Annotated in this window: 24 protein-coding genes; 13 read left to right on the top strand and 11 right to left on the bottom strand. The window is 68.4% G+C overall.

The window, feature by feature from the left end; translation table 11 throughout:
• Position 1 precedes the first annotated feature (1 nt).
• The 8 genes from AB0B64_RS15730 to AB0B64_RS15695 all read left to right on the top strand — a co-directional run bounded on the left by AB0B64_RS15730 (position 2) and on the right by AB0B64_RS15695 (position 8483).
• On the top strand, positions 2 to 1327 hold the full coding sequence (locus AB0B64_RS15730; protein ID WP_357942533.1) for an ABC transporter substrate-binding protein: 1326 nt from the start codon (positions 2 to 4) through the stop codon (positions 1325 to 1327).
• Positions 1328 to 1338: 11 nt separating this feature from the next.
• Positions 1339 to 2718: an ABC transporter permease subunit gene (locus AB0B64_RS15725; RefSeq protein ID WP_357942531.1), complete on the top strand. Its 1380-nt coding sequence runs from the start codon at positions 1339 to 1341 to the stop codon at positions 2716 to 2718.
• Positions 2715 to 3614: a carbohydrate ABC transporter permease gene (locus AB0B64_RS15720; protein ID WP_357942529.1), complete on the top strand. Its 900-nt coding sequence runs from the start codon at positions 2715 to 2717 to the stop codon at positions 3612 to 3614. The genes AB0B64_RS15725 and AB0B64_RS15720 overlap by 4 nt, the downstream gene beginning before the upstream one ends.
• Positions 3615 to 3715: 101 nt before the next feature.
• Positions 3716 to 5107: a M1 family metallopeptidase gene (locus tag AB0B64_RS15715; protein WP_358177956.1), complete on the top strand. Its 1392-nt coding sequence runs from the start codon at positions 3716 to 3718 to the stop codon at positions 5105 to 5107.
• Between the two features lie 69 nt (positions 5108 to 5176).
• The gene (locus tag AB0B64_RS15710; protein ID WP_225290308.1) at positions 5177 to 5854 is read left to right on the top strand and encodes a uracil-DNA glycosylase; all 678 of its coding nucleotides are present in this window, start codon (positions 5177 to 5179) and stop codon (positions 5852 to 5854) included.
• 10 nt (positions 5855 to 5864) lie between these two features.
• Entirely contained in the window at positions 5865 to 6188 is a 324-nt protein-coding gene (locus AB0B64_RS15705) for a hypothetical protein (protein ID WP_357646772.1), read from the top strand.
• An 82-nt stretch (positions 6189 to 6270) separates the two neighbouring features.
• Positions 6271 to 6561 (top strand): MTH1187 family thiamine-binding protein, encoded by a 291-nt coding sequence (locus AB0B64_RS15700; protein ID WP_357942525.1) that lies wholly within the window; start codon positions 6271 to 6273, stop codon positions 6559 to 6561.
• 326 nt (positions 6562 to 6887) lie between these two features.
• A complete protein-coding gene (locus AB0B64_RS15695) occupies positions 6888 to 8483 on the top strand; it encodes an FAD-dependent monooxygenase (RefSeq protein WP_357942523.1) in 1596 nt (531 codons plus the stop codon).
• 67 nt (positions 8484 to 8550) lie between these two features.
• On the opposite strand, the gene AB0B64_RS15690 is transcribed toward AB0B64_RS15695, so the two are convergent.
• Genes AB0B64_RS15690 through AB0B64_RS15675 form a run of 4 tightly spaced genes read right to left on the bottom strand, consistent with a single transcriptional unit; the run spans position 8551 to position 11301 of the window.
• The gene (locus AB0B64_RS15690) at positions 8551 to 9372 is read right to left on the bottom strand and encodes an ABC transporter permease (RefSeq protein ID WP_358177953.1); all 822 of its coding nucleotides are present in this window, start codon (positions 9370 to 9372) and stop codon (positions 8551 to 8553) included.
• Positions 9369 to 9578 carry a hypothetical protein gene (locus tag AB0B64_RS15685; protein ID WP_357942519.1) on the bottom strand — a complete coding sequence of 70 codons (210 nt, stop codon included), beginning with the start codon at positions 9576 to 9578 and terminating at the stop codon, positions 9369 to 9371. The genes AB0B64_RS15690 and AB0B64_RS15685 overlap by 4 nt, the downstream gene beginning before the upstream one ends.
• The gene (locus AB0B64_RS15680) at positions 9575 to 10504 is read right to left on the bottom strand and encodes an ABC transporter ATP-binding protein (protein WP_357942517.1); all 930 of its coding nucleotides are present in this window, start codon (positions 10502 to 10504) and stop codon (positions 9575 to 9577) included. The genes AB0B64_RS15685 and AB0B64_RS15680 overlap by 4 nt, the downstream gene beginning before the upstream one ends.
• Positions 10504 to 11301 (bottom strand): ABC transporter permease, encoded by a 798-nt coding sequence (locus AB0B64_RS15675; RefSeq protein ID WP_358177950.1) that lies wholly within the window; start codon positions 11299 to 11301, stop codon positions 10504 to 10506. The genes AB0B64_RS15680 and AB0B64_RS15675 overlap by 1 nt, the downstream gene beginning before the upstream one ends.
• Positions 11302 to 11363: 62 nt before the next feature.
• Between AB0B64_RS15675 and AB0B64_RS15670 the strand changes: the two genes are divergently transcribed.
• On the top strand, positions 11364 to 12287 hold the full coding sequence (locus AB0B64_RS15670) for a winged helix-turn-helix transcriptional regulator (protein WP_358177947.1): 924 nt from the start codon (positions 11364 to 11366) through the stop codon (positions 12285 to 12287).
• An 88-nt stretch (positions 12288 to 12375) separates the two neighbouring features.
• Here AB0B64_RS15670 and AB0B64_RS15665 read toward each other — a convergent pair whose 3' ends face one another.
• Positions 12376 to 13326, bottom strand: a complete 951-nt coding sequence (locus tag AB0B64_RS15665; RefSeq protein ID WP_358177944.1) for a hypothetical protein — start codon at positions 13324 to 13326, stop codon at positions 12376 to 12378.
• 393 nt (positions 13327 to 13719) lie between these two features.
• On the opposite strand from AB0B64_RS15665, the gene AB0B64_RS15660 reads away from it, so the two are divergent.
• A complete protein-coding gene (locus tag AB0B64_RS15660; protein WP_358177941.1) occupies positions 13720 to 14061 on the top strand; it encodes a DUF4240 domain-containing protein in 342 nt (113 codons plus the stop codon).
• Between the two features lie 295 nt (positions 14062 to 14356).
• Here the strand turns inward: AB0B64_RS15660 and AB0B64_RS15655 are convergent, their stop codons facing one another.
• The 4 genes from AB0B64_RS15655 to glgX form a co-directional block, all read right to left on the bottom strand.
• Positions 14357 to 15655 (bottom strand): hypothetical protein, encoded by a 1299-nt coding sequence (locus tag AB0B64_RS15655; protein ID WP_358177938.1) that lies wholly within the window; start codon positions 15653 to 15655, stop codon positions 14357 to 14359.
• Positions 15656 to 15807: 152 nt separating this feature from the next.
• Entirely contained in the window at positions 15808 to 17559 is a 1752-nt protein-coding gene (gene treZ / locus AB0B64_RS15650; RefSeq protein WP_358177935.1) for a malto-oligosyltrehalose trehalohydrolase, read from the bottom strand.
• Positions 17549 to 19771 (bottom strand): malto-oligosyltrehalose synthase, encoded by a 2223-nt coding sequence (gene treY / locus AB0B64_RS15645; protein ID WP_358177932.1) that lies wholly within the window; start codon positions 19769 to 19771, stop codon positions 17549 to 17551. Before treY ends, treZ begins: the two co-directional genes overlap by 11 nt.
• Positions 19764 to 21857: a glycogen debranching protein GlgX gene (gene glgX, locus AB0B64_RS15640; RefSeq protein WP_357942500.1), complete on the bottom strand. Its 2094-nt coding sequence runs from the start codon at positions 21855 to 21857 to the stop codon at positions 19764 to 19766. The genes treY and glgX overlap by 8 nt, the downstream gene beginning before the upstream one ends.
• A gap of 219 nt (positions 21858 to 22076) precedes the next feature.
• Here glgX and mscL point away from each other — a divergent pair, with 219 nt between their 5' ends.
• Positions 22077 to 22496, top strand: coding sequence for a large conductance mechanosensitive channel protein MscL (gene mscL / locus AB0B64_RS15635; RefSeq protein WP_357942498.1), 420 nt, complete (start codon positions 22077 to 22079; stop codon positions 22494 to 22496).
• Positions 22497 to 22576: 80 nt separating this feature from the next.
• A complete protein-coding gene (locus AB0B64_RS15630; protein WP_357942496.1) occupies positions 22577 to 23152 on the top strand; it encodes a hypothetical protein in 576 nt (191 codons plus the stop codon).
• Between the two features lie 27 nt (positions 23153 to 23179).
• On the opposite strand, the gene AB0B64_RS15625 is transcribed toward AB0B64_RS15630, so the two are convergent.
• The gene (locus tag AB0B64_RS15625) at positions 23180 to 24091 is read right to left on the bottom strand and encodes a threonine/serine dehydratase (RefSeq protein ID WP_358177929.1); all 912 of its coding nucleotides are present in this window, start codon (positions 24089 to 24091) and stop codon (positions 23180 to 23182) included.
• Between the two features lie 74 nt (positions 24092 to 24165).
• On the opposite strand from AB0B64_RS15625, the gene pip reads away from it, so the two are divergent.
• A complete protein-coding gene (pip, locus tag AB0B64_RS15620; protein ID WP_357942491.1) occupies positions 24166 to 25137 on the top strand; it encodes a prolyl aminopeptidase in 972 nt (323 codons plus the stop codon).
• Here the strand turns inward: pip and AB0B64_RS15615 are convergent.
• Complete coding sequence (locus AB0B64_RS15615; RefSeq protein ID WP_357942489.1) at positions 25082 to 25639, bottom strand: phosphatase PAP2 family protein; 558 nt, start codon at positions 25637 to 25639, stop codon at positions 25082 to 25084. The genes pip and AB0B64_RS15615 overlap by 56 nt on opposite strands.
• Between the last annotated feature and the right edge of the window lie 141 nt (positions 25640 to 25780).

The raw sequence follows: 25780 nt of genomic DNA, 5'->3' as shown, positions 1-25780 counted from the left end.
CATGCGAAAAGCCAGAGCAGCAGCGATCCTGGCCGGGCTCGCGGTAGCGGTCGCCGCCTGCGGAAACGCGCCGACGACCACCCAGCCCACAGCGTCGGGCTCGGCGCCGGCGAGCGACGGCGGGAGCAAGACGCTCCAGGGCGTCAAGCTCGAGATCGCCGCCAAGTGGACCGGCGAGGAGCAGAAGAACTTCGAAAAGGTGCTCAAGGCTTTCTCCGACAAGACCGGCGCCACGGTCACCTATGCCTCCACCGGTGAGGACACGGGTGCCTACCTCGGCCCGCGCATCCAGGGCGGCAGCCCGCCCGACGTGGCCGTCCTGCCGCAGCCGGGCCTGGTGCAGCAGTACGCCAAGCAGAACGCGCTGAAGCCGCTGACCTCCGAGGTCACCAAGGAGATCGACACCAACTACACGCCGTACTGGAAGGAACTGGGCTCCGCCGACGGCAAGCCCTACGGCGTGCTGATCAAGGCCGCGCACAAGTCGCTGGTCTGGTACCGCGCGCCGGCGTTCGAGGACGCGGGCGTGCAGCCGCCGACGAACTGGGACGAGCTGGTCAAGGCCGCCCAGACGATCGCCGACTCCGGCACGGCGCCGTTCTCCCTCTGCGGCGCCTCCGGCTGGACGCTGACCGACCTGTTCGAGAACGTCTACCTGTCGAGCGCGGGTCCGGACAACTACGACAAGCTCTCCAAGCACGAGATCCCCTGGACCGACCCCAGCGTGGCCACCGCGCTGCAGAAGATCCAGCAGATCGTGGGCAAGAAGGAGTTCGTCCTCGACGGCAGCTCCGGCGCGCTGCAGACCGACTTCCCGACCTGCGTGACCAAGGTGTTCGGCCAGAAGAAGGCGGCCATGGTCATCGAGGCCGACTTCGTCGCCACCCAGGCGACGCAGGACGGCGCCAAGGTCGGCGAGGACGCCAAGATCTTCCCGTTCCCCAAGGCCGGTGACACCGCTCCGGTCGTGCTGGGCGGCGACGTGGCGGTCGCGATGAAGGACTCCCCCGGCGCCATGGCGCTGCTGCAGTTCCTCGCCTCCAAGGAGGGCGGCGAGATCTGGGCCAAGCTGCCCGGCTACCTGTCGCCCAACAAGAACGTCTCCCCCGACAACTACCCGGACCCGCTGACCAAGCAGCTCGGGCAGACGATCATCTCCGCCGGTGACGCCGTCCGTTATGACATGTCAGACCTGTCGCCCAGCGCCTTCGGCGGCACCGACGGCAAGGGCGAGTGGAAGGTGCTGCAGGACTTCCTGCGCAACCCGAGTGACATCAAGGGCGCGCAGACCAAGCTCGAAGATGAGGCCAAGAAGGCCTGGAAGTAAGAGGTAAGGCCGTGACCGAAAAGGTGGACGGCCCGAAGGCCCCGCGCGAGGACGACACCTCGCGCGGGCCCGCCTCCGGACCGGCTGAAACCCCCCGCACGCAACGACGCCTCGGCCCTTCGCCGACGGTCGCGATCGCCTTCCTTCTCCCCGCGGCCCTGCTGCTGGGAATCTGGGTGGTCTACCCCATCGTCTACTCGATCTTCCGCAGCCTGTTCGACGCGACCGGCAGCGGATTCGTGGGCCTGGGCAACTACGCCACGATCTTCACCGACGCGGGCATGCTCACCACGATCAGGAACAACCTGATCTGGGTGGTCGTCGCCCCGATCGTGGTGACGACGCTGGGCCTGATCTTCGCGGTGCTCACCGAGCGCATCAAGTGGGCGACCGCGTTCAAGCTGATCGTCTTCATGCCGATGGCGGTCTCGCTGATGGCCGCGGGCGTGATCTTCCGGCTCGTGTACGACGAGGACCCGGGCAAGGGCGTCGCCAACGCCATCCTGACCACGGTGCACGACACGTTCTCCTCCTCCCAGGGCTACCCGGACGCGCGACCCCGCGAGGGCGACCAGTCCGCGGTCGTGGCGGACAAGGGCGCGATCGTCACCAAGCAGCCCGTCCAGTCGGGCCAGCCGGTGCTGATCCCGATCGTCGGCATCAAGCCGAACATCATGCCGAGCGCCGCCCAGCCCGCCAAGGCCGCGCCGCCGGGCAACGCCCTGTCCGGAACGGTGTGGTTCGACTTCACCCCGGGCGGCGGCGGCAAGAACGGCACGCCCGACGCCACCGAAAAGGGCCTGCCCGGCATGACCGTGGAGGCGGTCAAGGACGGCCAGGTGGCCGGCACCGCCACGACGGCCGACGACGGCTCCTTCCGCTTCGACGGGCTGGCGGCGGGTTCTTATGTCGTACGGCTGCCGCAGTCGAACTTCGAGGCGGCCTACCACGGCCTGACTTGGCTCGGCCCGACGCTCATCACCCCCGCGATCATCGGCGCGTTCGTCTGGGTGTGGGCCGGGTTCGCCATGGTGCTGATCGCGGCCGGGCTGGCGGCCATCCCGCGTGACGCGCTGGAGGCGGCCCGCATCGACGGCGCCACGGAGTGGCAGGTGTTCCGCCGGATCACCGTGCCGCTGCTGTCACCGGTGCTGCTCGTCGTCTTCGTGACGATGATCATCAATACCCTGAAGGTGTTCGACCTGGTCTTCATCATCGCGCCGCCATCGGTCCAGCCGCAGTCGAACGTGGTCGCGCTGGAGATGTGGCGGGTCTCGTTCGGCGGTGGGAACAACCAGGGGCTGGGCAGCGCGCTCGCCATCTTCCTGCTCATCCTGGTCCTCCCCTTCATGATCATGAATATCCGCCGGTTCAGAAGGGAAGACACGTGACCACGGCAACCGCCCCGGCTTCTGCCGAGGTCTACACGGGCGCTCCCCGGCGGAGTGTGATCACGCGCATCGTCGACCGTCTCGGCGGTGGCGCCATCCAGGTCGTGATGGTGCTGCTGGGCCTGTTCTGGCTGGTCCCGACGCTCGGCCTGATGGTCGTCTCGCTGCGCACCCCGGCGGTCAACGGCGCCGAGGGCTGGTGGACCATCTTCACCAAGCCCGCCGAGCTGACCATCGAGAACTACAAGAACCTCCTGGCTAGCGGCTTCACCTCCTCCTTCTGGAACACCGTGTTCATCACGGTGCCGACCACGGTCCTGGTGATCGGGATCGCCGCGATGGCCGCCTACGCGTTCGCGTGGATGGACTTCCCGGGCCGTGACCTGTCGTTCCTGATCGTGGTCGGGCTGCTCATCGTGCCGATCCAGATCGCGCTGATCCCGGTCGCCATCTTCTACGGCGGCGTCGGCATCTTCGGCACGATCCCCGGCGTGGTGCTGTTCCACGTGGCGTTCGGCCTGCCGTTCGCGATCTTCCTGCTCCGGAACTTCTTCGTCGGCATCCCGGCCTCCCTGCTGGAGGCGGCGCGGATGGACGGAGCGTCGGAGCTGAAGATCTTCGTGCGGGTGGTGTTCCCGCTCGGCAAGCCGGCGATCGCCTCGCTCGGCATCTTCCAGTTCTTGTGGGTATGGAACGACATGCTCATCGCGCTGGTCTTCGCCGACACGAACAACCAGCCGATGACCAAGCAGCTCCAGTCTCAGATGCGGCAGTTCGGGTCGAACGTCGACATCCTCTCGTCGGGCGCCTTCCTGTCGTTGATCATCCCGCTGGTCCTCTTCTTCGCCTTCCAGCGCTATTTCGTGCAGGGCATGATGGCCGGTTCGGTGAAGTAGGTCCACATGTGCCAGCCAGATGCGGGGGCATGGGCACCCGCCTGCCGAAGGGGGCAGGCGGGCGCCCGTAACGCTCTCTCTGACGGCCCCGAAAACCAGACATGAAGCTCCTCGCGGCGGCGGCGGTCGCCACCCTCATCGCTCTCGGCCCCGGCTCCGCCGGCGCGGACGCCGGCTCTATCGGCGTGGGCGCGGCCCCCGGCGCCGAGGGCGCGGGTGATCCCTACTTCCCCCAGCAGGGCAACGGGGGCTACGACGCCACGCACTACGACCTCGCGCTGGGCTACGAGCCGGGATCCAGCCAGCTGAGCGGCGTGGCAACGATCACCGCCCGGGCCACGCAGGAGCTGAGCCGCTTCGACCTGGATCTCGTCGACACCCTGGCGGTGCGGTCCGTGGTGGTGAACGGCGCGGCGGCCTCGTTCCGGCGCAGCGGCCCGGAGCTCGTGGTCACCCCGCCCGGCAGGCTGGCCTCCGGGCGCCCCTTCTCCGTCGTGGTCCGGTACGACGGCAAGCCGACATTCGTCGTCGACCCGGACGGCTCACACGACGGCTGGATCCGTACAGATGACGGGGTGTTCAACGCCAACGAGCCGCAGGGGGCCATGACCTGGTATCCCGGCAATCACCACATGACGGACAAAGCCACGTACCGTTTCACGGTGACCGTGCCGAGCACGCGGGTCGCGGTGGCGAACGGCGACCTGGTGTCGCGGACGACCCAAGGAGGTCGCACGACGTACGTGTGGGACGAGAGGGAGCCGATGGCCAGCTACCTCTCGACCGTCACCATCGGAAAGTTCCAACTTTCCGACACCAAGATCGGAAATTTCCGGGTAATCACCGCCGTGGATCCCCGGAACGCTGCGAAAGCCGGGGACTTCGCGAAGCGTCACAAGCCCATCCTTGACTACTTCGGCTCGCTCTTCGGCCCCTACCCGTTCTCCTCGACCGGCGGCATCATCGACCGCGCGTCGGACGTCGGCTACTCGCTGGAGACGCAGACCCGCCCGATCTACCCCCAGGTGCCGAGCGAGCCGCTGCTCTCCCACGAGCTCGCCCACCAGTGGTTCGGCGACGCCGTGACGCCGACACGCTGGAAGGACATCTGGCTCAACGAGGGCTTCGCCACCTACGCCGAATGGCTCTGGCAGGACAAGCTGGGCACCAAGAAGCTCCAGGACTCCTTCGACGAGGCGTACAGCCGTGCCCCGGAGGACGAGTTCTGGCAGACGCCCGCCGCCGACCCGGGCGGCGCGGCCGGCCTCTTCGGGGACCCCGTCTACTCCCGCGGCGCGATGACGCTGCACGTCCTGCGCGGCGCGGTCGGCGACCGCGCGTTCTTCACCATCCTCAGGACCTGGGTCAACGACCACAAGTACGGCAACGCGGACACCGCCGCCTTCATCGCCCTGGCCCAGCGGGTCTCGGGCCGGGATCTCGGCACGCTCTTCGACCAGTGGCTGTTCCAGCGGGGCAAGCCCACGCTGTGATCATTCTGGTACGGCCGCCCACCGGATTCGGACCGCAAGCCCTATCAGACCTGGCTAAGCTCAACAGCCATGGCCAGTCGTCCCTTGAACGAAGTCGTCGAAGCCGGATGGGCCAGTGCGCTGGAGCCCGTCTCCGAGCGCATCTCCCATATGGGCGAGTTCCTCCGCAATGAGATCGCCGAAGGCCGGCAATACCTCCCCGCGGGCGCCAACGTACTGCGCGCCTTCAACCAGCCCTTCGACGAGGTCAAGGTGCTGATCGTGGGCCAGGACCCCTACCCCACGCCCGGTCACCCCATCGGGCTGTCGTTCTCCGTCGCCGCCGACGTGCGGCCGCTGCCCGGCAGCCTGCTCAACATCTACAAGGAGATGGAGACCGACCTCGGGCTGCCGCGGCCGTCCAACGGCGACCTGACCCCGTGGGCCGACCAGGGCGTACTCCTGCTCAACAGGGTGCTCACCGTGATGCCCGGCAAGCCCGCCTCCCACCGGGGCAAGGGCTGGGAAGAGGTCACCGAGCAGGCCATCCGCGCGCTCGTGGCCCGTGACAAGCCGATGGTCGCGATCCTGTGGGGGCGCGACGCGCGCAACCTGGCGCCGATGCTCGGCAGCGTGCCGCGCATCGAGTCCGCGCACCCCTCTCCGCTGTCGGCGCGCAACGGATTCTTCGGTTCCCGGCCCTTCAGCCGGGCCAACGAGCTCCTTGTTCAGCAAGGCGCCGGTCCTGTCGAGTGGAAGCTGCCCTAGCATCTTCGCCATGAGTGATAACGAGAAGTTCCTGCGCCTGACGGTCGAGCTGACCGTCGAGGTGCTCGACGTGGACGCGCTGCAGGCCGCGGCGCTGGCCGAAATCCGGCACCCCGACGCCGACCTCACTGAGGAAGAGCGGGCCGAGCAGGTGGAGCTCGTCAACTCCGACGACACCGGCGCGTCGGCCCTGCAGTGGCTGATCGAGCCGGACCACGTCCTGCAGCTCGTCGACCACATCGACGAGATCGAGCCGCGCGAGGCCGTCCTGGGCGTCGAGCCCTCCGACGGTCCCAGCGAGGAAGAGGAAGAGGACGACCACGAGCACGCCTGAGTCCAGGGCGGGCCACGAGGTCTGTTCGATCGACATCGATCGGCATCGTGGCCCGCGCTGTGAGTTGTGAGGGGGTACTGAGTTGATCGTCGCGTTCTCGATCACGCCGCTGGGTGTCGGCGAGGGGGTCGCCGAGCCGGTCGCGCGCGCCGTCAAGGTGGTGCGGGAGAGCGGGCTGCCCAACCGGACGGACTCCATGTTCACCACCATCGAGGGTGAATGGGACGAGGTCATGGCGGTGGTCAAGCAGGCGGTGGACGCGGTGGCCGAGGTGGCGCCGCGGGTCAGCCTGGTGCTGAAGGCCGACCTCAGGGCCGGTGTCACTGACGGCATGACCAGCAAGATCGAGTCTCTGGAACGCCACCTGTCCTGACCGGCGGTTGCGACTGGGGTCGGCCAAGAAGGCGGCCCCTGACCAGCCCTGCCCTCCCTCTCGAAGGACCCCAGCCACCACGGACCGTCACAGGGATAGAGACGGTCGTGGGACGGCACCCCCCGGAACCCCAGCACCCACTGACCCGCGCAGTCCGGTCAACCGTTGCGGTCCGCAGCCGCCGCCTGCTTCCGGCCCACTCCTTTCGGGTTTCGCCCTGTCGCCCTCTAGGACATTTCGAGATATGTCTTGACCCGCCCAACAGACGCGACATATCGTGTCGCTCGACGATAACGCGATACTACGCGTTCCAGGAGGTGGGTTGAGTGCACGAGCGAGTACCCGTTCTTGTCGTCGGCGCCGGTTACGCCGGGCTGAGTGCGGCGGTGCTGCTGGCGTGGCGTGGCGTGCCCGTCATGCTGGTCGAGCGGCACCCCAGTACGTCGGTCCAGCCCAAGGCGTTCGGGATGGGCCCCAGAGCCGTCGAGTTACTGCGGCCGGTGCCCGGGGTCGAGCAGTCACTGCGGGAGATCTGGCAGGGCATCGGTGACGGCATGCGCATCGCGATCGGATCGAACCTGGCCGACCCGAACCCGCACATGATCGTGACCGGCGACGAGGACGACTTCGCCTTCCTCGCCGACATCACGCCCGCCGTCCAGGTGGGTGCCCCGCAGGCGGAGATCGAGCGGGTGCTGCGGGCCAAGGCCGAGGAGCTGGGGGCCGACCTGCGGTTCTCCACCGAGCTGGTCTCCCTGGAGCAGGACGCCGAGGGGGTCACGGCGGTCATCCGCGCCGACGGCGTCGACAGTGTCGTACGGGCCGACTACGTGGTGGCCGCCGACGGCTTCCGCAGCCCGCTCCGCGCCCAGCTCGGCATCCCCGCTTCGGGGAAGGGGGAGCTGGGGCTGATGTGCTCGATCATGTTCGATGCCGACCTGACCGGGCTGGTACGGGAGCGCGAGGTCACGCTCTGGTACCTGCGGAACGAGGTCTTCACCGGCGCCATCCTGACCGGCACGGGCGTGGGCGCGCATGTGTTGGGCGTCAACTACGACCCCGCCAGGGGTGAGAGCGAGGCCGACTTCACCGAGGAGCGCTGCGTCGAGCTGGTACGGGTGGCCACCGGCGTGCCCGACCTCGACGTACGGGTGCTCGACAAGACCACCTTCGCCATGGCGCACGTCGTGGCCGACCGCTACCGCGACGGGCGGGTGTTCCTGGCCGGCGACGCGGCTCACACGATGCCGCCCACCGGCGGGCAGGGCGGCAGCACGGCGCTCCAGGACGGCTGCGACATCGCGTGGCGGCTCTGGCTGGTGGCGACCGGGCAGGCCGGGCCAGATTTCCTCGACACCTATGACGCCGAACGCCGTCCCATCGGCACGCTGACGGCCGACGCCCAGCTCGCGAACCTCGGCCACCGGATGCCTCCCGCGATGCGTGCCGAGTACCCGGAACCGCTCGAAGATCCCATGGCCGCCATGATCGGATACCGCTACCACTCGACGGCGATCCTGGAGGAGCCCGATGACGACGGGTCGATCCTGGAGGATCCGCGCGTACCGACCGGGCGTCCGGGCAGCCGCGCCCCGCACGTTCCACTCGACTGGGACGGGCAGCTGATCTCGACCATCGACCTGTTCGGATCCGGTTTCGTGCTGATCGCCGGGCCTGGCGGGCAGAACTGGATGGACGCGGGGCGGCTGATCAAGGAGCGGCTGCGCATCCAGCTCACGCGTGTGCTGGTGGACGAGGAGCTGATGGACGTCGAAGGCTGCTGGGCGGAGAGGTACGGCGTGGACAGGGGTGGCGCCGTGCTGATCCGGCCCGACGGCTACGTCGCCTGGCGCTCGCCGTACGCCGACCCGGACCCCGCGACCACCCTCGAACGAGTGCTCCGGCAGGTGCTCAGCCGCTGACGGCGGCCCCAAGAGACGCGCCATCGGTCGCTCAGACGTGGCGCGGCCGCCCAGTTCCTCAGTCGCCTCAGAAGAGGCGCAGCTGTCCGGTCCGCTGGGCTCGTGCCTCTCCCAGCCGGAGCGCGACGACCGCGGCGAGCAGCAGAATTCCGGACAGTACGGCCAGCCCGGTCAGCTCCCCGGCCAGGTCGCCGATGCCCTGGCCGTCGAGCAGCGCACCACGTACGATCGCCAGGCTGCCGGTGAGCGGAAGCACCGAGCCGACGGCCCGGATCCAGCCGGGCAGCGCGAACACCGGCAGCCGCACCCCGCTGGCGAACCACATCGGATCGTCCAGCAGTGTGTAGAGGAAGGCGGCGTCCCTGGAGAAGATCAGCAGGCTGTTCAGGAACGCCCCCCACGCGACCGCGGGCACCAGCATGGCCAGGAAGACCACCGCGTACATGGCCGGGTGCGCCACATTCACCACGTCCAGCAGCGTGAACATCGCCACCGCGAAACAGGCGAACAGCCAGGCGTTCTGCACCAGCGCGCCGAACCCGTTGGCGATGACCACGACCAGCCGGTTCGCGGGTGACAGGAAGAGGAGTTCCAGCGTGCCGGTCTGGCGCTCGAAGGAGAAGTGCCAGGCCGACTGCACCAGCGAGAAGAAGAACGTGAAGCCGAGCGCGCCCGTGGCCAGGAAGGCGAGCAGCCGTTCCGGGTCGGCGGCGAGCGGCCAGCGTTCGGCGATGCCCGGCGTGGCGGCCAGCGGCCGGAGCGTGTAGTAGGTCTCGGCGAGCTTCAACAACGGCCAGACCAGCATCGAGAACAGGACCAGCTTGCTGCCGAAGATCTGGCGATGCTGCTTGAGCGCCTCGGCCCGCATGACCTTCATCGCGTGCCTCACGTCATCACCTGCCACCGGCTGGTGGTGCGGCTGCCGAGCGCACAGGCCGTACAGCCGGTGCCGGTCTCGGTGCGACACCACGACGGCGTCGTACCGACCTCCGCGCGGGTCCACGGCGGAGTGACGCCCATCCGGAGGCGGCACCACGTCGACGTCACGCCCAGCCCCGTGCGGCACGGCGACCAGCTCGTGTGCGGCGCGATCACGCGACCACCTCCAGGGAGCGGTCGCTCAGCGCGAGGATCGCGTCCTCGAGGGACGGCTCGACGATCTCCAGCCCGCCGAGCGCGCCGCCCGCCTCGATGATCGTCGTGGTCAGCGCCCCGGTCAGGTCGTCCGGATGGTTCAGCTCGACCACCCCGCCCGGTGCGAGCCGTACGCGGCTGTCGAAGGCCCGTACGGCGGCCTCGATCTGGGGCGACAGGTTCGTGACCGTGACCCGGACCGTACGATGGCAACCGGTCTGGGCCATCAGCTCGGCCGGCGAGCCTGCCGCGAGGTGGCGGCCGTCGCCGATCACGTACACGTGCTCGCAGAGCTGCTCGACCTCGGCCAGGTAGTGGCTGGTGAGGAGCACGCCCTTGCCCCGCTCGGCCAGCCCGGCCACGACCTTGCGCAGGTCACGGGCGATCGGCGCGTCGAGCCCCAGCGTGGGCTCGTCGAGCAGCAGGTAGTCGGGGTCGTTGATCAGCCCCCGGGCGATGGACAGGCGCTGGGTCATGCCGCGCGAATACTGTTCGACCCGGGTGGTGGCGGCGTCCCTCAGACCGACGAGTGCGAGCAGCTCTTCGATGCGCGGCTTGAGGACTTTTGTGGGGATGTCATAAAGCTGGCCGAAGTACCAGAGATTCTCCCGGCCGGTCATCCGTGCGTAGACCATGCGCTCGCCGCCGGCGATCAGGTTGATCCTCTTGCGTACGGCATGCGGCTGTCTGACCGGGTCGAGGCCGCCCACGCTGACGGTGCCGGACGTCTGCCGGAGCAGGGTGGCCAAGATCTTGATGGTGGTGGTCTTGCCCGCCCCGTTCAGCCCGAGCAGCCCGGTGACGCGGCCGCCGGGGATCGACAGGTTCAAGCCGTCAACGGCCACCTTCGCGCCGAACTCCTTACGCAGGTTCATGGTCTCGATCATCAGTAACTCCGTTCCATGGCCCTGCGCTCCGCCCAGGGCATCGCGAGTAATCCGGCGGCGGCGTAGGCGAGACCGAGCGCGACGGCGACAGCGAGGCGGCCCGGATCCAGTCCGGTGCCACCGGTGAAGACGCCGCGGATCACGTCCATGGCGGCCGTCACCGGCACCACCTCGCCGAGCCATCGGAACGCCTCAGGCAGGTACTCCCTCGGAAAGGTGAACCCGGACAGCAGGGCTATCGCGTGGAACACATTGTTCTGGGTGATGTGTGCCTCACCGGCGACGATCATCACGTTGCTCAGCACGGCCGACATCCCGAACACCGCCAGAGCCAGCCCCGCCACGGCCAGCACGGCGTCCACCGCTCCCGTGGGCGCCGGCCGTACCCCGAACAATGCCGCGCACCCGAACAACACGGCCACCTCGACCGCCACCGCGGTGAAGGCGAACGCCGAGAACCCCAGCAGGTACGGCAGGCGCCGCGCCGGAGCGACGAGCAGCGCGCCCATGGTGCCTTCGCGCTGCTCCTGGATCATCGCCTTGCCGGTCCAGAGGATGCCGTGGACGACGAACATGTACGCGCCGGCGCCCACGGCGATGTACCCGAGATAGTCGCCGGTGCCCGCCTTTCCACGGAACTCCGCGGATATCTCCCCGCCCGCCACGGCCCGCAGCCCCAGGTAGGCCAGCCCGATGGTGAAGACACCCAGCAACAAGGTGCCGATGAAGTATGACCATGGGTAGGCCCGCCTGGTCACCAACCACGACCGTCTCAGGGTCGCCCATGCCACGCTCATGAGTCTCCTTTGGGAACTGACTAAGTTTCTATCAGAGACTCACTTGACGGTAAAGTCGGGGAATGGCCAGAGAGCTGCGCTCGCAGGACGCCGACTGCTCGATCGCCCAGGCAGCCGCCGTCATGGGTGATTGGTGGAGCCTGCTCATCGTCCGCGAGGTGACCCGCGGACATCGCCGGTTCGACGACCTACTGGGAGAGCTGGGCATTTCCCGCAAAGTCCTCACAGAACGCCTCAAGCACCTGGTGGAGCACGGGGTGCTGACGCGTGAGCCGTATCAGAGCGGGCCGGTGCGGTACGAGTACGTACTCACGGACGCGGGCTGGGCACTGGCGCCCATGCTGATCACGATGCAGGACTGGGCGGACCGCTGGCTCCTCGGCGACGGCACCCTCACGGGGGTGGCAGCCCCGCGAAGCCAGGAAGCCGCCCGCGTCCACGCCCTCCTGGGCACCCACATCCCGGACCCGCTGCAACTGCCCGCCGCCATCAACCGTCCATCGGTCGCCGTGGGACGAACCGCCTCCACGGGTGAGCGAACGGCGTCACTCGATGTCGTGGCCGATGCGCGGGCGACGGTCCTGTTCGCGTACCCGTCGACGGGTATGCCCGCGCCGCTACCGCCCGGCTGGAATCAAGTCCCCGGAGCAGCGGGGTGCACGCTCGAGAACCGCATCTTCCGTGACAGGCACCCCGAGTTCGCCGCCCATGACATCGCCATCCACGGAGTGAGCACGCAACGCCCCGACGAGCAGGCCGCCTTTGCCGCCGCTGAGGACATCCCGTTCCCCCTGCTCTCGGACATGGACCTGCGCCTCGCGGCGGCTCTCCGCCTCCCCACCTTCCGCGCCGGCCAGGCCCTGCGGCTCAAGCGCCTTATCCTGGTCGTGGACCGTTTCCGGGTGGTTCGCCACGTCATCTTCCCCGTACTGGACATCCCGGCCGCCATCACCGAGGCGCTGACAGCCGCCGAAGCCATCAGCTGACACAAGGCAGGCACCCGACGCAACGCAGACACCTGCCGATCCTCGTCCGGTATCCCCTCAGGCCCAGCCCCCGATGCTCGCCAGAGGGTCAGTTGGCGAGTAGTTGCTCGCGCTCTGCCAGCAGTGCTCTGTGCTGGGCTTCCAGTTGCGTACTGCGACCGGCCAAGGCCTGTACGGTCTCGGTGACCCACTGGGAGATCGAGGCCACCGCGTCGCGGGTCTTGTTGATGCGCTGGTGTCTGAGCGCGTCAGTGACGATGTTGTCGAAGAACGCGTCCACGAACCACCGCGTGTCCACCTTGGGCATCTGGAGGTCGCTGACCCACCCGATGTCCGCCAGTTCGCGGGAGAAGACGTCGAGCGCTCGCTGGGCGTGCCAGGCCGCCTGGTCCGCACTCGACAGATGACTGTGTTCGATCGCGTCGGCCACCACACCGCCGCCGAGCATGTCCCAGGTCGACGCGCCGCGTGCCTTGTTCAGCAGCGTCAGGACGATGCCCAGCGCCTTGCCCGCGGCCTTGCCTGCTTGCCAGGCTTCGAGGTGTTCCCTGATGTCGGCTTGCGTGTCGGCCAGTTTCTTCGATGTTCCGAGCAGCTTCTGACCGCGTTCGTCGCCCAGCCCGATCAGCAGCCGCTCCTTGTCGGCCAGCAGTTTCTCGTACTCCTGATGTGCCCCCGAGATCGAGGCCAGTTCGCGGTCGGTGGCCTCCAGGTCGGCGGTCAGATCCTCGAGCCGCCTCCGCTGGCCGCGCAGCCGCTCCCAGGCGGCCTCGGCTTCGGCTCGTTCCCTGGCCAGCCTGTCCTCCTTGGAGCCCGCGACGGGGGCCGCGACCCGGGCCAGGAAGCCACCTAGCCTGCCTTCCAGGCGGGCGACGTCGTGCTGCTCTTTGGCCAGTTGTGTCTCCAACTGGCCGGTCAGCTCGGTGACCTCCCGGATCTGGTCGGCTGTCGCCTGCCGCCGGGTGGTCAGGTGGTCGAATCGGCGAATCTGCTCGCGTGACTCACGTAATTTACGGTCAACGTCTTCGAAAGCGTCCACACGGGTTTTACGAATGGCGGCCACACGAGGTTCCTCCTGGAAGGGTATGGGCCGGTCAGATTTTCCGCGGCGCCCTGCTTGTCGGTACTTGATCTGGTTGAGCAAGGCGAGGTTTGAGGGCGTGGATCGTCGGTGCGGATCAGTACGATTCCCGCGTGACTGAAGATGATTTCTGGGAGATCGTTGAGTCATGTCGGGCTGCGAGTGGCGGGGGCTTCGCGGAGCAGGTGTGTTTTGCAGCGTGAACGGCTGCTTGCTCTCACGGTGGATGAGCTGATGAGTTTCACAGCCCTTTGGAACGCGGTGGTCAACCGCGCCTGCACCTGATCGATCTGGGACGCTGCGGCCCTGGTTTCTGGCAACCCCGAGGACTTCGACGTCGACCCGTGGGCCATGCGGTTCGATCCTGCGCGGTACGGCGACAAGGGGTTCAATGACGATGCGTTCGAGGACTTCCGCGCGTGGCTCATCGGGCAGGGACGTGTGGCGTTCGACCGGGTCGTCGACAATCCAGATAACTTCGCTGATCTGTACGACCAGTGGAACTGTGAGAGCGGCGAGCGGGCGGAGGAATACGCTTCGCAGGTCTATGAGGTCTATGAAGAATGCACCGACGCTGAGGTGCCGCTGTCGACTGCTGAGCCAAGTGGCGAATCGGTGGGTGTGGATGATGAGCAGATCGCCCGACCGCGGTTCCCTCGGCTGGCCGGGTACCGCTATCTCGGCGACGATTAGCGCCGAGTTCGGCGACTGAAGCGGCGTACCGGTTGTCCGGAGCGGTCCAGGCGCGGGCACTGAGGTTGGCTCGCCGCTGTTGACCGACTCGGTGGCGAAGATCCTGCGGAAGTCGTGCGGGGCGAACCGCACGGTCCGAAACTGCGGGTAGTGCTCGGAAAGTTCCTCGCAGCGCCGCCTGAGCTACTGCGACACCGTGGCAGGAGAGATGACCCGCCGTGTGGAGCCGTGTTGGCGCTGGAACAGGCCCGCCGCCGCGCCGCCGGGCTTCCTCCTGGAGGGTGGGTGGGCTGGCTTATGCCACGAGAGCTGAGGACGGGTCCGTCAGGTCACAGCCGAGGACGGTCGGCATGTCGTGGGTGGTGCGGTGGGTGGCGCACAGCCAGTCGTTGAGGGATCCGCTGAAGCCCGATGGTGGGCCCACCTTGAGGTGGGTGACCTGGCCTGTGCCCGGGGGTGGGTCGGTCCTGAGGTAGGCGACCTGGCCCTCGCCTGGAACTGGGGCGACCTTGAGTCGGCCGATACGGCCGATGCGGCCGTGGCTGGTCGGGTCGGTGTCGCAGGGGGTGAGGTGGACGGTGAAGGGTGAGCCGCCGTGCCCGGCTGAGGTCGCTATTCGCACGTGGTCGTCGATCGAGCGCTCGGTGGCGTCCGGGTGGGTCGCGAGGAAGGCCAGGTGATCGGTGACGAGGTGGTGTGCCACTCTGCGGAGCAGGCTCGTGGCGCACAGGCTGTGGGCGCAGGCTGCGCCGTCCAAGGTGATCTCGGGCAGGGCGAAGCGACGCAGGCCCCGGGAGGTGACGCGCAGGCAGTCGCAGGCGCCGGTGTCAGCCGGGTCCCACGGCGGGCAGGTGGCGTCCCCGTGCACCTGCACGTCCCAGCCCAGCCAGTCGTCGGCCAGGCGGAACACGGGCGACTCACCGATGGCCGGAAAGGCGACCGGCTCGTCTCCCCGCCGACGACCGACCGCCCCGGACCCCGGCCCGGCGACGACCGACCCAAAAGCCGACCCGGACACCGGACCAGAGGTCAGCCCGGACACCGGCCTAGAAACCGCCCCGGAGACGGATCCGGACACCGGCCCGGCTACTCGTCTGGGTACCGGTCCAGAGGTCGGCCCAGAGACCGACCCGGACACCGGTTCAGAGGTTGGTTGGAAGTCGCCGGTGCTGGGTGGTGGCGAGGGAGTGGGCGGGATGTCGGTGTGTCGATCGCAGCTGAGCAGTGTGATGCCCGTCAGCGGATCTATGACCAGACCCTCGCACTCCTGTGCCACCGCGCGCGCCGCCGCGCGGGCTACCTGGGTGCTGGTGGGCAAGGCGTGCGGGGGTGCTGTCGAGGAGACCAGGACGTGCTGCTGAGCTCGGCGGAGCAGATGGCGCTCCTCGATCGCGAGCGTGACACCGGCCGGTCTCCAAGGGGAGCGGTGATGGGTGACGGTCAGGAGCGGGCTGCCCAGGGCGGCGCTCACCGCCCGTCTGTAGGGTCTGCCGACCCGCCATGGCATGAACGACTCGATGTCGAAAGGGACGTGCACGACGGGGACGACGAAGTGGGACGTCAGGCGGGTAGGCAGGGGGAGAGTGATCTTCACGTAAGCCTCCGGGGGTGCGGTGGGGCACCAGGATCGGTGATCGGGAGGTGGAGGCGTGGAGGCGAACGGTGTTCTGGGGATAAGTTTCGGCAGATGGGGCCGGGGCTGTGGACAAAGGACATCCGTCGCAGTTCCTGCGGGGCGCCGGATGGTCAGACAGCTGATCCAGGTCCGCTCTTCTGACCGCTAGGGGACCTGAAGATCGCCATGCTCTGCCCAGGTAGCCAAACCCCATCCTCACCAGCGGCGACCGGCTCATCAGAGGCCAGCAGCGCCGCCCCCACAGACACCGGCAGCGTCACCGAGTCCGCCCCGAAATTGACGGTGACGCACAGCGATCCCCGCCACATCACCAGCCACTTCCCGTCCGGGTCGAACTCCACCCGGACGCTGTCGAAATGCGGGTCCGACAGCTCGGGCAGCGCCTTGCGCAGTGCGATCAGGTCGCGGTACCAGCACAGCAGCGACCAGTGGACCTCCTGTTTCACCTCGTCCCAGTCGAGCTTGGAGCGCAGGAACGTCTCCTCACGCGACGGGTCGGGAGCGTCCCACGCGTACCCGAATCCGTCGAACTCCTGCTCCCTACGCCCGCCCTCGCTCTCCCGCAACTGCGGGTCGACGTGGTCGGAGAAGAACAGGAACGGCGTACCGGCCCCCCACTCCTCCCCCATGAACAGCATCGGGGTGAACGGGGAGGTCAGCAGCAGTCCGGCGCCGAGTTTGAGCGCGGAGACGGGCAGTCGGTCGCCCAGGGGCCGGTTGCCGATCTGGTCGTGGTTCTGCAGGCAGGCGACGAGCCGGTGGCCGGGCACTCCGGCGTACGACGCCCCGTGCGTACGGCCGCGGAAGCTCGACCAGCCGCCCTCGTGTACGACACCGCGGGTCAGTGCCGTGGCCAGCGCGGACAGGTCGGTGAAGTCGGCGTAGTAGCCGTGGCTCTCGCCGCTCACCGCGCAGTGCAGCGCGTGGTGGACGTCATCGTCCCACTGCGCGGTCATTCCCAGCCCGCCCGCGTCGAGGGAGCGGACCATGTGCGGGTCGTTGAGGTCGGATTCGGCGATGAGCGACAGCGGCCTGCCCACCGCGCAGGACAGCGCGTCCACCTGGTCGGACAGCTCGGCCAGCAGGTGGGTGGCGCGCTTGTCGTGCAGCGCGTGCACGGCGTCGAGCCGCAGGCCGTCGATGTGGTAGTCGCGCAGCCACTGCAGGGCGTTCTCGATGAAGTAGCGGCGTACCTCGTCGGACCCCTGCCCGTCGAGATTGACCGCCTCGCCCCAGTAGCTCCCGCTGAACCCGGCGAAGTAGGGGCCGAAGGGGTGCAGGAAGTTGCCCGACGGTCCCAGGTGGTTGTAGACGACGTCGAGCAGGACGCCGATACCGGCGCGATGGCAGGCGTCGACGAAGGACTTGAGCCCGTCGGGGCCGCCGTACGTCTCGTTGACCGCGTACAGGTCCACCCCGTCATAGCCCCAATTACGCCCCCCGGGCACTGGAGCCACCGGCATGACCTCCACGAAGTCCACGGACAGCTCGACGAGATGCGGCAGCTTCTCGATCGCTGCCTCGAACGTGCCGGCTGGGGTGAATGTCCCGATGTGCAGCTCGTAGATCACCGAGCCGCGCAGGTCACGGCCGGTCCACTCGTGGTCGGCCCACGTGTACCGCGCGTGGTCGTAGACGGCGCTGGGCCCGAAGACGCCATCGGGCTGGCGGCGGGAGCGGGGGTCGGGGTACGGGCCTTCGCCGTCGAGTACGTACCGGTAGCGAGTCCCATGCCCGGCCTCCGGTACGTCGGCCGCCCACCAGCCGCCCGCACCGGCGGTCATCGCGCGGCGCCCGTCGAGGACGTCGTCCAGGTCGACCTCCACGGTCGTGGCATTCGGAGCCCACACCTCAAAGATCATGTCTCTCCAGCAGCGCGACGGGGTATCGGGCGAGCAGGTGAGCGAGCGGGACGCGGCCGGTGAAGACGCCGCCGGTCAGCAGTTCGCGCCAGGTGCCGGTCGGGAGGGTCAGCGTGGTGCCGCCCCAGCCGAGACACATCTCCCGCTCCCCCAGCCATACATCCGCGGTCTGCGCGTCTGCGGCCGGTGAGCCCGTGGTCGCCGCACCTGCGGCCTGCGCGCGGCGGGCGAGGCGGACGGGCAGGCGCGTGGCGACCGCGACCGCGCGCGGCGGCTCGTCACCGCGGGCGAAGGCGATCGCGTGCTCCGCCGCCTCCCCTTCCGCCAGAAGCGGTGTGTACGGCGCCGCGGGGTCGAGCCGGCGGCGCAGCCGCAGCGCCTGGGTCGTCACGGCGAGCTTGGCCGCGTCCCAGCGGGACACCGGCGACCGCCCGAACGTCACCGGCCGCCGATTGTCCGGGTCGACCAGCGAGAAATCGGTCATCTCATTGCCCTGGTAGACGTCCGGCACCCCCGGCATCATCAGCTGGACGAGCTTGGCCCCGAGCGAGTTGGCCATGGCGAAGGCGTCGATGCGCTCGGTGAACTCACCCACCGGCAGCTTCACGGCCGCCGCAGAAAAGTCGCGAAGCCGCTGTTCATACCCCGGATCCGGATTTATCCAGGAAATGGAGGTCTTGGCCTCCCGGGCCGCCTTGAGCAGGTATTCGGCGAACCGTTCGCCGGAGATCGGCCAGGCCGCCATCAGGTTCTGCCAGGCCAGATAGTCGAGCCGCGGATCGAAGCTCACGGCCGCTGACCATTCCGACACCGCCTCCGCCCACTCCTCGGGCAGCTCCGACAGCACGGCCAGCCGGGCGCGTACGTCTTCCGACCGCTTGGTGTCGTGCGTGGACAGCGTGGTCATCGTGTACGGCCGCAGGTCACGGCAGAACGCGTGGAAGTCCGGCACCGAGACACCGAACAGGTCCGGATCGCCGCCGACCTCGTTCAGACACGACAGCGGGAACCACCGGTACAGCGCCGTGTCCTCGACCCCCTTGGCCATGACCGGCCCGCAGGTCTGCTGGAAACGCGTGATCACGTCGTCGGGGCCGTACAGGACCTGCTGGACGAATGGTTGCACGGCGGGCGAGCATGCGTCGGCGGCCCGCTCGACGATCTCCACCGATGCGGGCGGCGGCGGCTCGCCCGGCACCATGTACGCCCGATACACCGGCATCGCGGCGAGCAACTCGGCGACGGCGGCCGGCGCACAGCCGGCGGCGCGGGCCAGGCGGCGCACCTCGGCGCCGAAGAACAGCTCGATCACCTCGCGCTTGGACTCCGCCACCACCGGCCGGAAGTCGCCGGGCAGGCCGGTGAGCCGGGTGAACAGTTCGACCAGCGGCGCCTCACCGGCCGGGTCGACGAACAGGCCGTTGACCCGGTTCAGCACCTCGTAGCCGGTGGTGCCCTCGCAGTCCCAGTCCTCGGGCAGCCGCTCGTCGCCGATCAGGATCTTCTCCACGACCGTCCAGGCGCCGCCGGACCTGGCGCGCAGGCGTTCGAGGTAGCCGCGCGGATCGGCGAGCCCGTCCGGATGATCGACCCGCAGCCCGTCGGCCAGGCCCTCGTCGAGCAGCCAGAAGATCACCTCGTGCGTGGCGAAGAGCACCTCGGGGTCCTCGACCCGCAGCCCGATCAGCGTCGACACGTCGAAGAAGCGCCGGTAGCCCGGCCCCTGACGCCAGTCGACCAGCCGATAGTGCCCGGGGTGGGGGAAGACGTGCTCGTGGTAGCGCAGCACGTCGCCGTCGACCACCGGCTCGACGTCGTCGCCGAGCACCGGCAGCGCCACCTTCCCGCCGTCCCAGTCGATGTCGAACCAGGCGGCGTACGGGGAGGCCGGGCCTTCGGCGAGTACGGACCAGAACTGGGCGTTGATCGTGTTCATGTGGTTGGGCACGATGTCGAGGATGATGCCGAGATCGTGTGCGGCCAGCTGCTCGGCCATCTCACGGAACCCCTTGGCGCCGCCGAACTCCGCCCTGATCCTGGAGTGGTCCGTGACGTCGTAGCCGTGCAGCGAGCCGGGCGTCGCCTGCAGGATCGGCGACAGGAACACGTGGCTGACCCCCAGATCCCGCAGATATGCGGCGATCTCCCCCACCTGGGCGAACCCGAAGTCGGGCGTCAGCTGGACCCGATAGGTCGAGACCGGCCTAGACACGACGGAGCACCCGCACGCTGCGACCAGGCACCGCGACCCCTTCCCCGGCTCGGCACATCCGGACGTCGAGGATGATCGGCATGGCGGTGTCGATCTCGGTCTGCCACATCTCGCCGTAGTCCTTGGGGATCGTGAACGTGATCATGTCGTGGTGGGCGTTGAACAGCAGCAGGAACGAGTCATCCCGGATCGGCCGGCCGCGCCGGTCGGGCTCGGTGATGGCCTCGCCGTTGAGGAAGACGGCCAGCGACTTGGCGTAGCCGACGTTCCAGTCGCTGTCGGTCATCTCCTCCCCCGACGGGGTGAGCCAGGCGATGTCGTTCAGGCCGCGTACCGGTTTGCCGTAGAAGAAGCGCCTGCGCCGGAAGACCGGATGCTTCTTGCGCAGCGCGGCCAGCCGCTGCGTGAACTCCAGCAGCAGCCAGTTCTCCCTGACGTCGGACCAGTCGACCCAGGTCAGCTCGTTGTCCTGGCAGTAGCCGTTGTTGTTGCCTTGCTGGGTGCGGCCCAGCTCGTCACCGTGGGACAGCATCGGCACGCCCTGCGACAGGAAGAGCGTGGTCAGAAAGTTGCGCTTCTGCTGCTCGCGCAGCGACTCGATGGCCAGGCCCGCCGGGCCCTCCGCGCCGCAGTTCCAGGACCGGTTGTCGTCGGTGCCGTCGCGGTTGCCCTCCTTGTTGGCCTCGTTGTGCTTGACGTCGTACGAGACCAGGTCCTGCAGGGTGAAACCGTCGTGACAGGTGACGAAGTTGATCGAGGCGGCGGGCCGGCGGCTGTCGTCCAGGTAGAGGTCGCTGGAGCCGGTGAACCTGGAGCCGAACTCCGGCAGCGTCGCCGGCTGCCCGCGCCACAGGTCGCGGATGGTGTCGCGGTAGCGGCCGTTCCACTCCGTCCATCGTGAGGGGAAGTTGCCGACCTGGTAACCGCCCGGCCCGAGGTCCCACGGCTCGGCGATCAGCTTGACCTGCGACAACACCGGGTCCTGCTGGACCAGGTCGAAGAAGGAGCTCAGCCGGTCGACCTCGTGCAGCTCACGGGCCAGGGTCGAGGCCAGGTCGAAGCGGAACCCGTCGACGTGCATCTCGATGACCCAGTAGCGGAGCGAGTCCATGATCATCTGAAGCGCGTGGGGCGAGCGCATGAGCAGGCTGTTGCCGGTGCCCGTGGTGTCCAGGTAGTAGCGCTTGTCGCCGTCGACCAGCCGGTAGTAGTCGGGGTTGTCGATCCCCCTGAGGGACAGCGTCGGCCCGAGGTGGTTGCCCTCGGCCGTGTGGTTGTAGACGACGTCGAGGATGACCTCGATCCCCGCCTCGTGCAGCGCCCGCACCATGGCCTTGAACTCCAGCACCTGACCACCCCGCTGCCCCTGGCTGGAGTAGCGGTTGTGCGGCGCGAAGAAGCCGATCGAGTTGTAGCCCCAGTAATTGGACAGCCCACGCTGCTCCAGGAGGTCGTCGGTGACGTATTGGTGGACGGGCATCAGCTCGAGCGCCGTCACGCCGAGCTTGGTGAGGTGGTCGATGATCTCCGGGTAACCCAGCGCGGCGTACGTGCCGCGCAGGTGCTCGGGGATCTTCGGGTTGCTGATCGTCAGGCCGCGCACGTGCGCCTCGTAGATCACGGTGTCGTGGTACGGCGTGGCGGGTGGCCGGTCGTGGCCCCACCCGAAGAACGGATTTATCACGATAGAGCGGTGGACATAGGGCGCCGAGTCGGCGTCATTGCGCGCGTCGGGCTGGCCGAAAGGGTAACCGTAGACCGCCTCGTTCCAGGTGACGCCACCCTCGATCGCCATCGCGTACGGGTCGAGCAGCAGCTTGGCCGGATTGCACCGCAAGCCCCGTTCCGGCTCGTACGGCCCGTGGACGCGATACCCGTAGCGCTGGCCCGGACCTATGCCCGGCAGATAACCGTGCCAGATGAACCCGTCGACCTCGGTCAGCGGCACCCTGGACTCGGCGTTGGCCTCGTCGAAAAGGCACAGTTCGACCTTGTCCGCGACCTCCGTATAAAGCGAGAAATTGGTGCCTGCCCCGTCATATGTCGCACCGAGAGGATAGGGGTCTCCCGGCCAGATTTCGATCATCGAGGCTCCCTTGCCGTCTTTCCCCATGTTCCGTTCCCGCGCTCCGCCGGACAAGCCCAGCCTCGAAGGAGGCGTCCGGCCCTGGCTGATCACAGGTCCTTCCCACCAGACGGCTGAACACGCTTCCTGCCGGTGGGCAGCCTCTGACGAAGGCAACCCACGTAGGCGTAGCTGCGGGGAAGGGTTTGACCGTTCTTTGCCCGGCTATTTACCGATGCCATGGGCGGTTTCAAGAAGTTCCTGTTACGCGGCAACATCGTCGAGCTGGCGATCGCGGTGATCGTCGGCGCCACCTTCAGCGGACTCGTGCAGGCGCTGGTCGCCGACCTGATCACCCCGCTGATCGGGGCGGTCACCGGGGGGAGGCAGCCGAACTTCGCCGAACACTCCTTCACCGTCAACGGGAGCGAGTTCAAGTACGGTGACTTCCTCAATCACCTGCTCACCTTCCTGATCATCGCGGCGGTGGTCTACTGGCTGGTCGTGCTGCCGATGAACCGGCTGATCAGCCTGTTCGACAAGGACGAGGCCGCGACGACCCGGCCGTGCCCCGAATGTCTGAGTGACATCCCCCTTGAGGCGCGCCGATGCGCTCACTGCACGGCGCAGCTGGTTCCGGAGTCGGAGAAGCCGCGCTAGAGGCGGTCATGAAGCCGGGCGTTCCCGCTTGTGCGGGGGTGAGTGCCACCAACTGCTGCTCAATCCGACAAGATGAGCGGGTGAGCGTTGAGTTGATGGTCTGGGACGAGTCCGCGCCGATCAGCCGGGATCAGGCGCGGGCCGCCTACCTGGCGGTCAAGAAGACCGAACCCGTCGCGGGCGAGGTGCCGGAGGTGGCCAAGGAGCTGCCCGGCGTGGTCACGGTCTATCCGGGACATCTCCTGGTGACGATGGACCTCGACACGATGGACGAGATGTCGGCCCAGGTGTTCACCATCGCGCGGGCTCATGGTCTGGTCTGCTACGACCCGCAGCGCGATCTCGTGCACAACGTGGCGCCGCTCGGTGTCTACGAGGGCATGCAGCTCCACACCGGTGACGGGATGATCGTCCACGACCCGGACCTCGGGCTGGTGCACGATGTGCTGGCCACCATGTCGCCACAGAACCCGTTCGTCACGCTGGTGAACTTCGGGCGCCACTTCATCCAGGTCTCCCCCGGCTACGAGCTGGAGTACAAGGAGGCGGCGCTGGCGCGGACGATGGTGGCCGAGCTGGCGGAGGTGCAGCGGGCCTTCCAGGAGTACGCCACCGGGGACCGGTCGTTCCTGGCCCGCCACGAGTGGACCGCCTGAACGACTGGACGTCTGAGAGGTCCAGGCTTAGACAACCTCGCGCAGCAGGTCAGGGTTGACGTTGCCGCCGGACAGCACCAGGACCGTCCGGCCCTCGGGGACGCGCCCCGACAGGTAGGCCGCCGTCGTGACCGCTCCGCTCGGCTCGGCCACCAGGCGGGCCGAGCGGGCCAGGTGGCCCATGGCGTGGCGGATCTCGTCCTCCGACACGGTGACGATGCCGTCGAGGTGCTCGCGCAGGTGCGCGAACGTCAGCTCCGACAGATCGGCCCGCAGCCCGTCGGCGATCGTACGGAAGGTCCGGGCCGGCTCCCAGGGGACCACGTGGCCGGCTGCCAGGCTCTCGGCCGCGTCGGCGGCGAGTTCGGGTTCGACACCCAGCACGGTGGCCTCCGGCCGCAGCGCCTTGACGGCCGCGGCGATGCCCGAGGCGAGTCCGCCACCGCTGACCGGTACGACCACCACCTCGACGTCCGGCAGGTCCGCGACGATCTCCAGCCCGATGGTGCCCTGCCCGGCGATCACCGCCAGATGGTCGTACGGCGGGATCATGGTGAGCCCCCGCTCCTCGGCCAGCTTGAGTGCCCCGACGATCCGCTGCTCGGGCGGCACGACGACCAGCTCGGCGCCATGTCCCTTGATCGCCGCCGCCTTGACCTCGGGCGTCCCCTCGGGCACCACGACGACGCACGGCACCCCGAACTGCTTGGCCGCGTACGCCAGCGCCTGGCCGTGATTGCCGGAGGAGTGGGTGACGACCCCGTCGGGCCGCAGCGCCGCGACGGCGTTGTAGGCGCCGCGGATCTTGAACGACCCGACCCGCTGCAGGCTCTCCGGCTTGACCCAGACCTCCCCCATGGGCACCAGCGGGGTCCGCACCGCGACCGGCTCGATGCGCTGGGCCGCGTCCCGGATGTCATCGATCGTCACCAGTTCCATGGCCTCACCCTAGTCTCGGTGAAGAGCAGGCCATATCGGCTAAGTTCCGGAAGGAATCAACCACAGGAGCGCGCATGAGTAACCTGTATCCCCCCATCGAGCCCTACGACTCGGGCCTGCTCGACGTGGGCGACGGCAACCAGATCTACTGGGAGGTCTGCGGCAACCCGGACGGCAAGCCCGCGATCATGCTCCACGGCGGCCCCGGCGGCGGCTGCAGCGCCAAGCACCGCCGTCAGTGGAACCCGGAGCTCTATCGCATCGTCCTGTTCGACCAGCGCAACTGCGGTCGTAGCCTGCCGCATGCCAGCGACCCGGGCGTCTCACTTGAGGCCAACACCACCTGGCACCTGGTCGCCGACATGGAACGGCTGCGCGAGCACCTGGGCATCGACAGGTGGCAGGTGTTCGGCGGGTCGTGGGGCAGCACGCTGGCCCTGGCGTACGCGCAGACGCATCCGGACAGGACCACCGAGCTGGTGCTGCGCGGCATCTTCACCCTCCGCCCCGAGGAACTGGGCTGGTTCTACCAGGAGGGCACCTCCCGCCTCTTCCCCGACGTGTGGGAGTCGTTCATCGCGCCGATCCCCGTCGAGGAGCGCGGCGATCTGATCGCCGCCTTCCGCGCCCGGCTGGAGGGGGACGATCCCGAGGCGCGGCTGGCCGCGGCCAAGGCGTGGGCGCAGTGGGAGGGCAGCACAGTCACGTTGCGGCCCGATCCCGAGCTGGTCGCCGAGTTCGGTGAGGAGAAGATGGCGCTGGCGTTCGCGCGGATCGAGAACCACTACTTCACCCATCTGGGCTGGTTCGAGCCCGAGCAGCTGATCGCGAACGTGGACCGGATCCGCCACATCCCCGCCGTCATCGTGCAGGGCCGCTACGACGTGTGCACGCCCATGGCCACCGCCTGGGACCTGCACAAGGCGTGGCCGGAGGCGCGGTTCGAGGTGGTGGACGACGCCGGGCACGCCGCCACCGAGCCGGGCATCGTCAGTCGGCTCGTTGCGGCGACAGACGGCTTCGCGCCAGCCGTACCATCGGCGTGACGGCCCCCACCAGCAGCAGCGTGAAGAGCGGGGCCAGCGCCAGGCCGATCAGGAAGCCAGCGGCGACGTCGTGCGGGTAGTGCACGCCGACGAACACCCGCGAGAACGCCATCACCGCCGCCAGCGGGAGCACCACCCAGGCCAGAGCGCGCCAGGCCAGGATGAGCGCCCCAGCGGCGCCGGCGGCGATGACGGAGTGGTTGCTCGGGAACGACCAGTCGCTCGGGGGCGGGCATTCGGCGATCGTCGGGATCCCGCCCCGGCACGGCCGGTCCTCCCTGACGAAGGTCTTCACGACCTCGCTGAGGACGTACGCGCACACCACACCGGCGGGCCCGGCGATCGTGATGGCGAGGTCACGCGCCGGCGCGTTCCTCTCCCGCCACCAGCACCACGCGAACAGCGCCGCGAAGAGGAACAGCCCGGCGTCGGTACCCTTCTCGGCGAGAGTGTGCAGCCACGCGGGCGTGGAGAGGGCGAAGTCGACGATGTCGCGGTACAACAGGTGTCCAATCCGTGAACGGGCAATGACCATAAACCCTACGGAACGATCACCGCTCGCCGCCTCCCCCGAACGTCCAAAGGTGCTGAACGCCGGCCGATCCCCCGGAGAGGTCCGGCAGGCTCGCGTAGTCCCAGCTCA

Source organism: Nonomuraea sp. NPDC049129 (genome assembly GCF_040648495.1).
GTDB lineage: Bacteria > Actinomycetota > Actinomycetes > Streptosporangiales > Streptosporangiaceae > Nonomuraea.
Note: the sequence above shows the minus strand (reverse complement) of the source record. Positions and strands in the feature narration are given on the sequence as shown.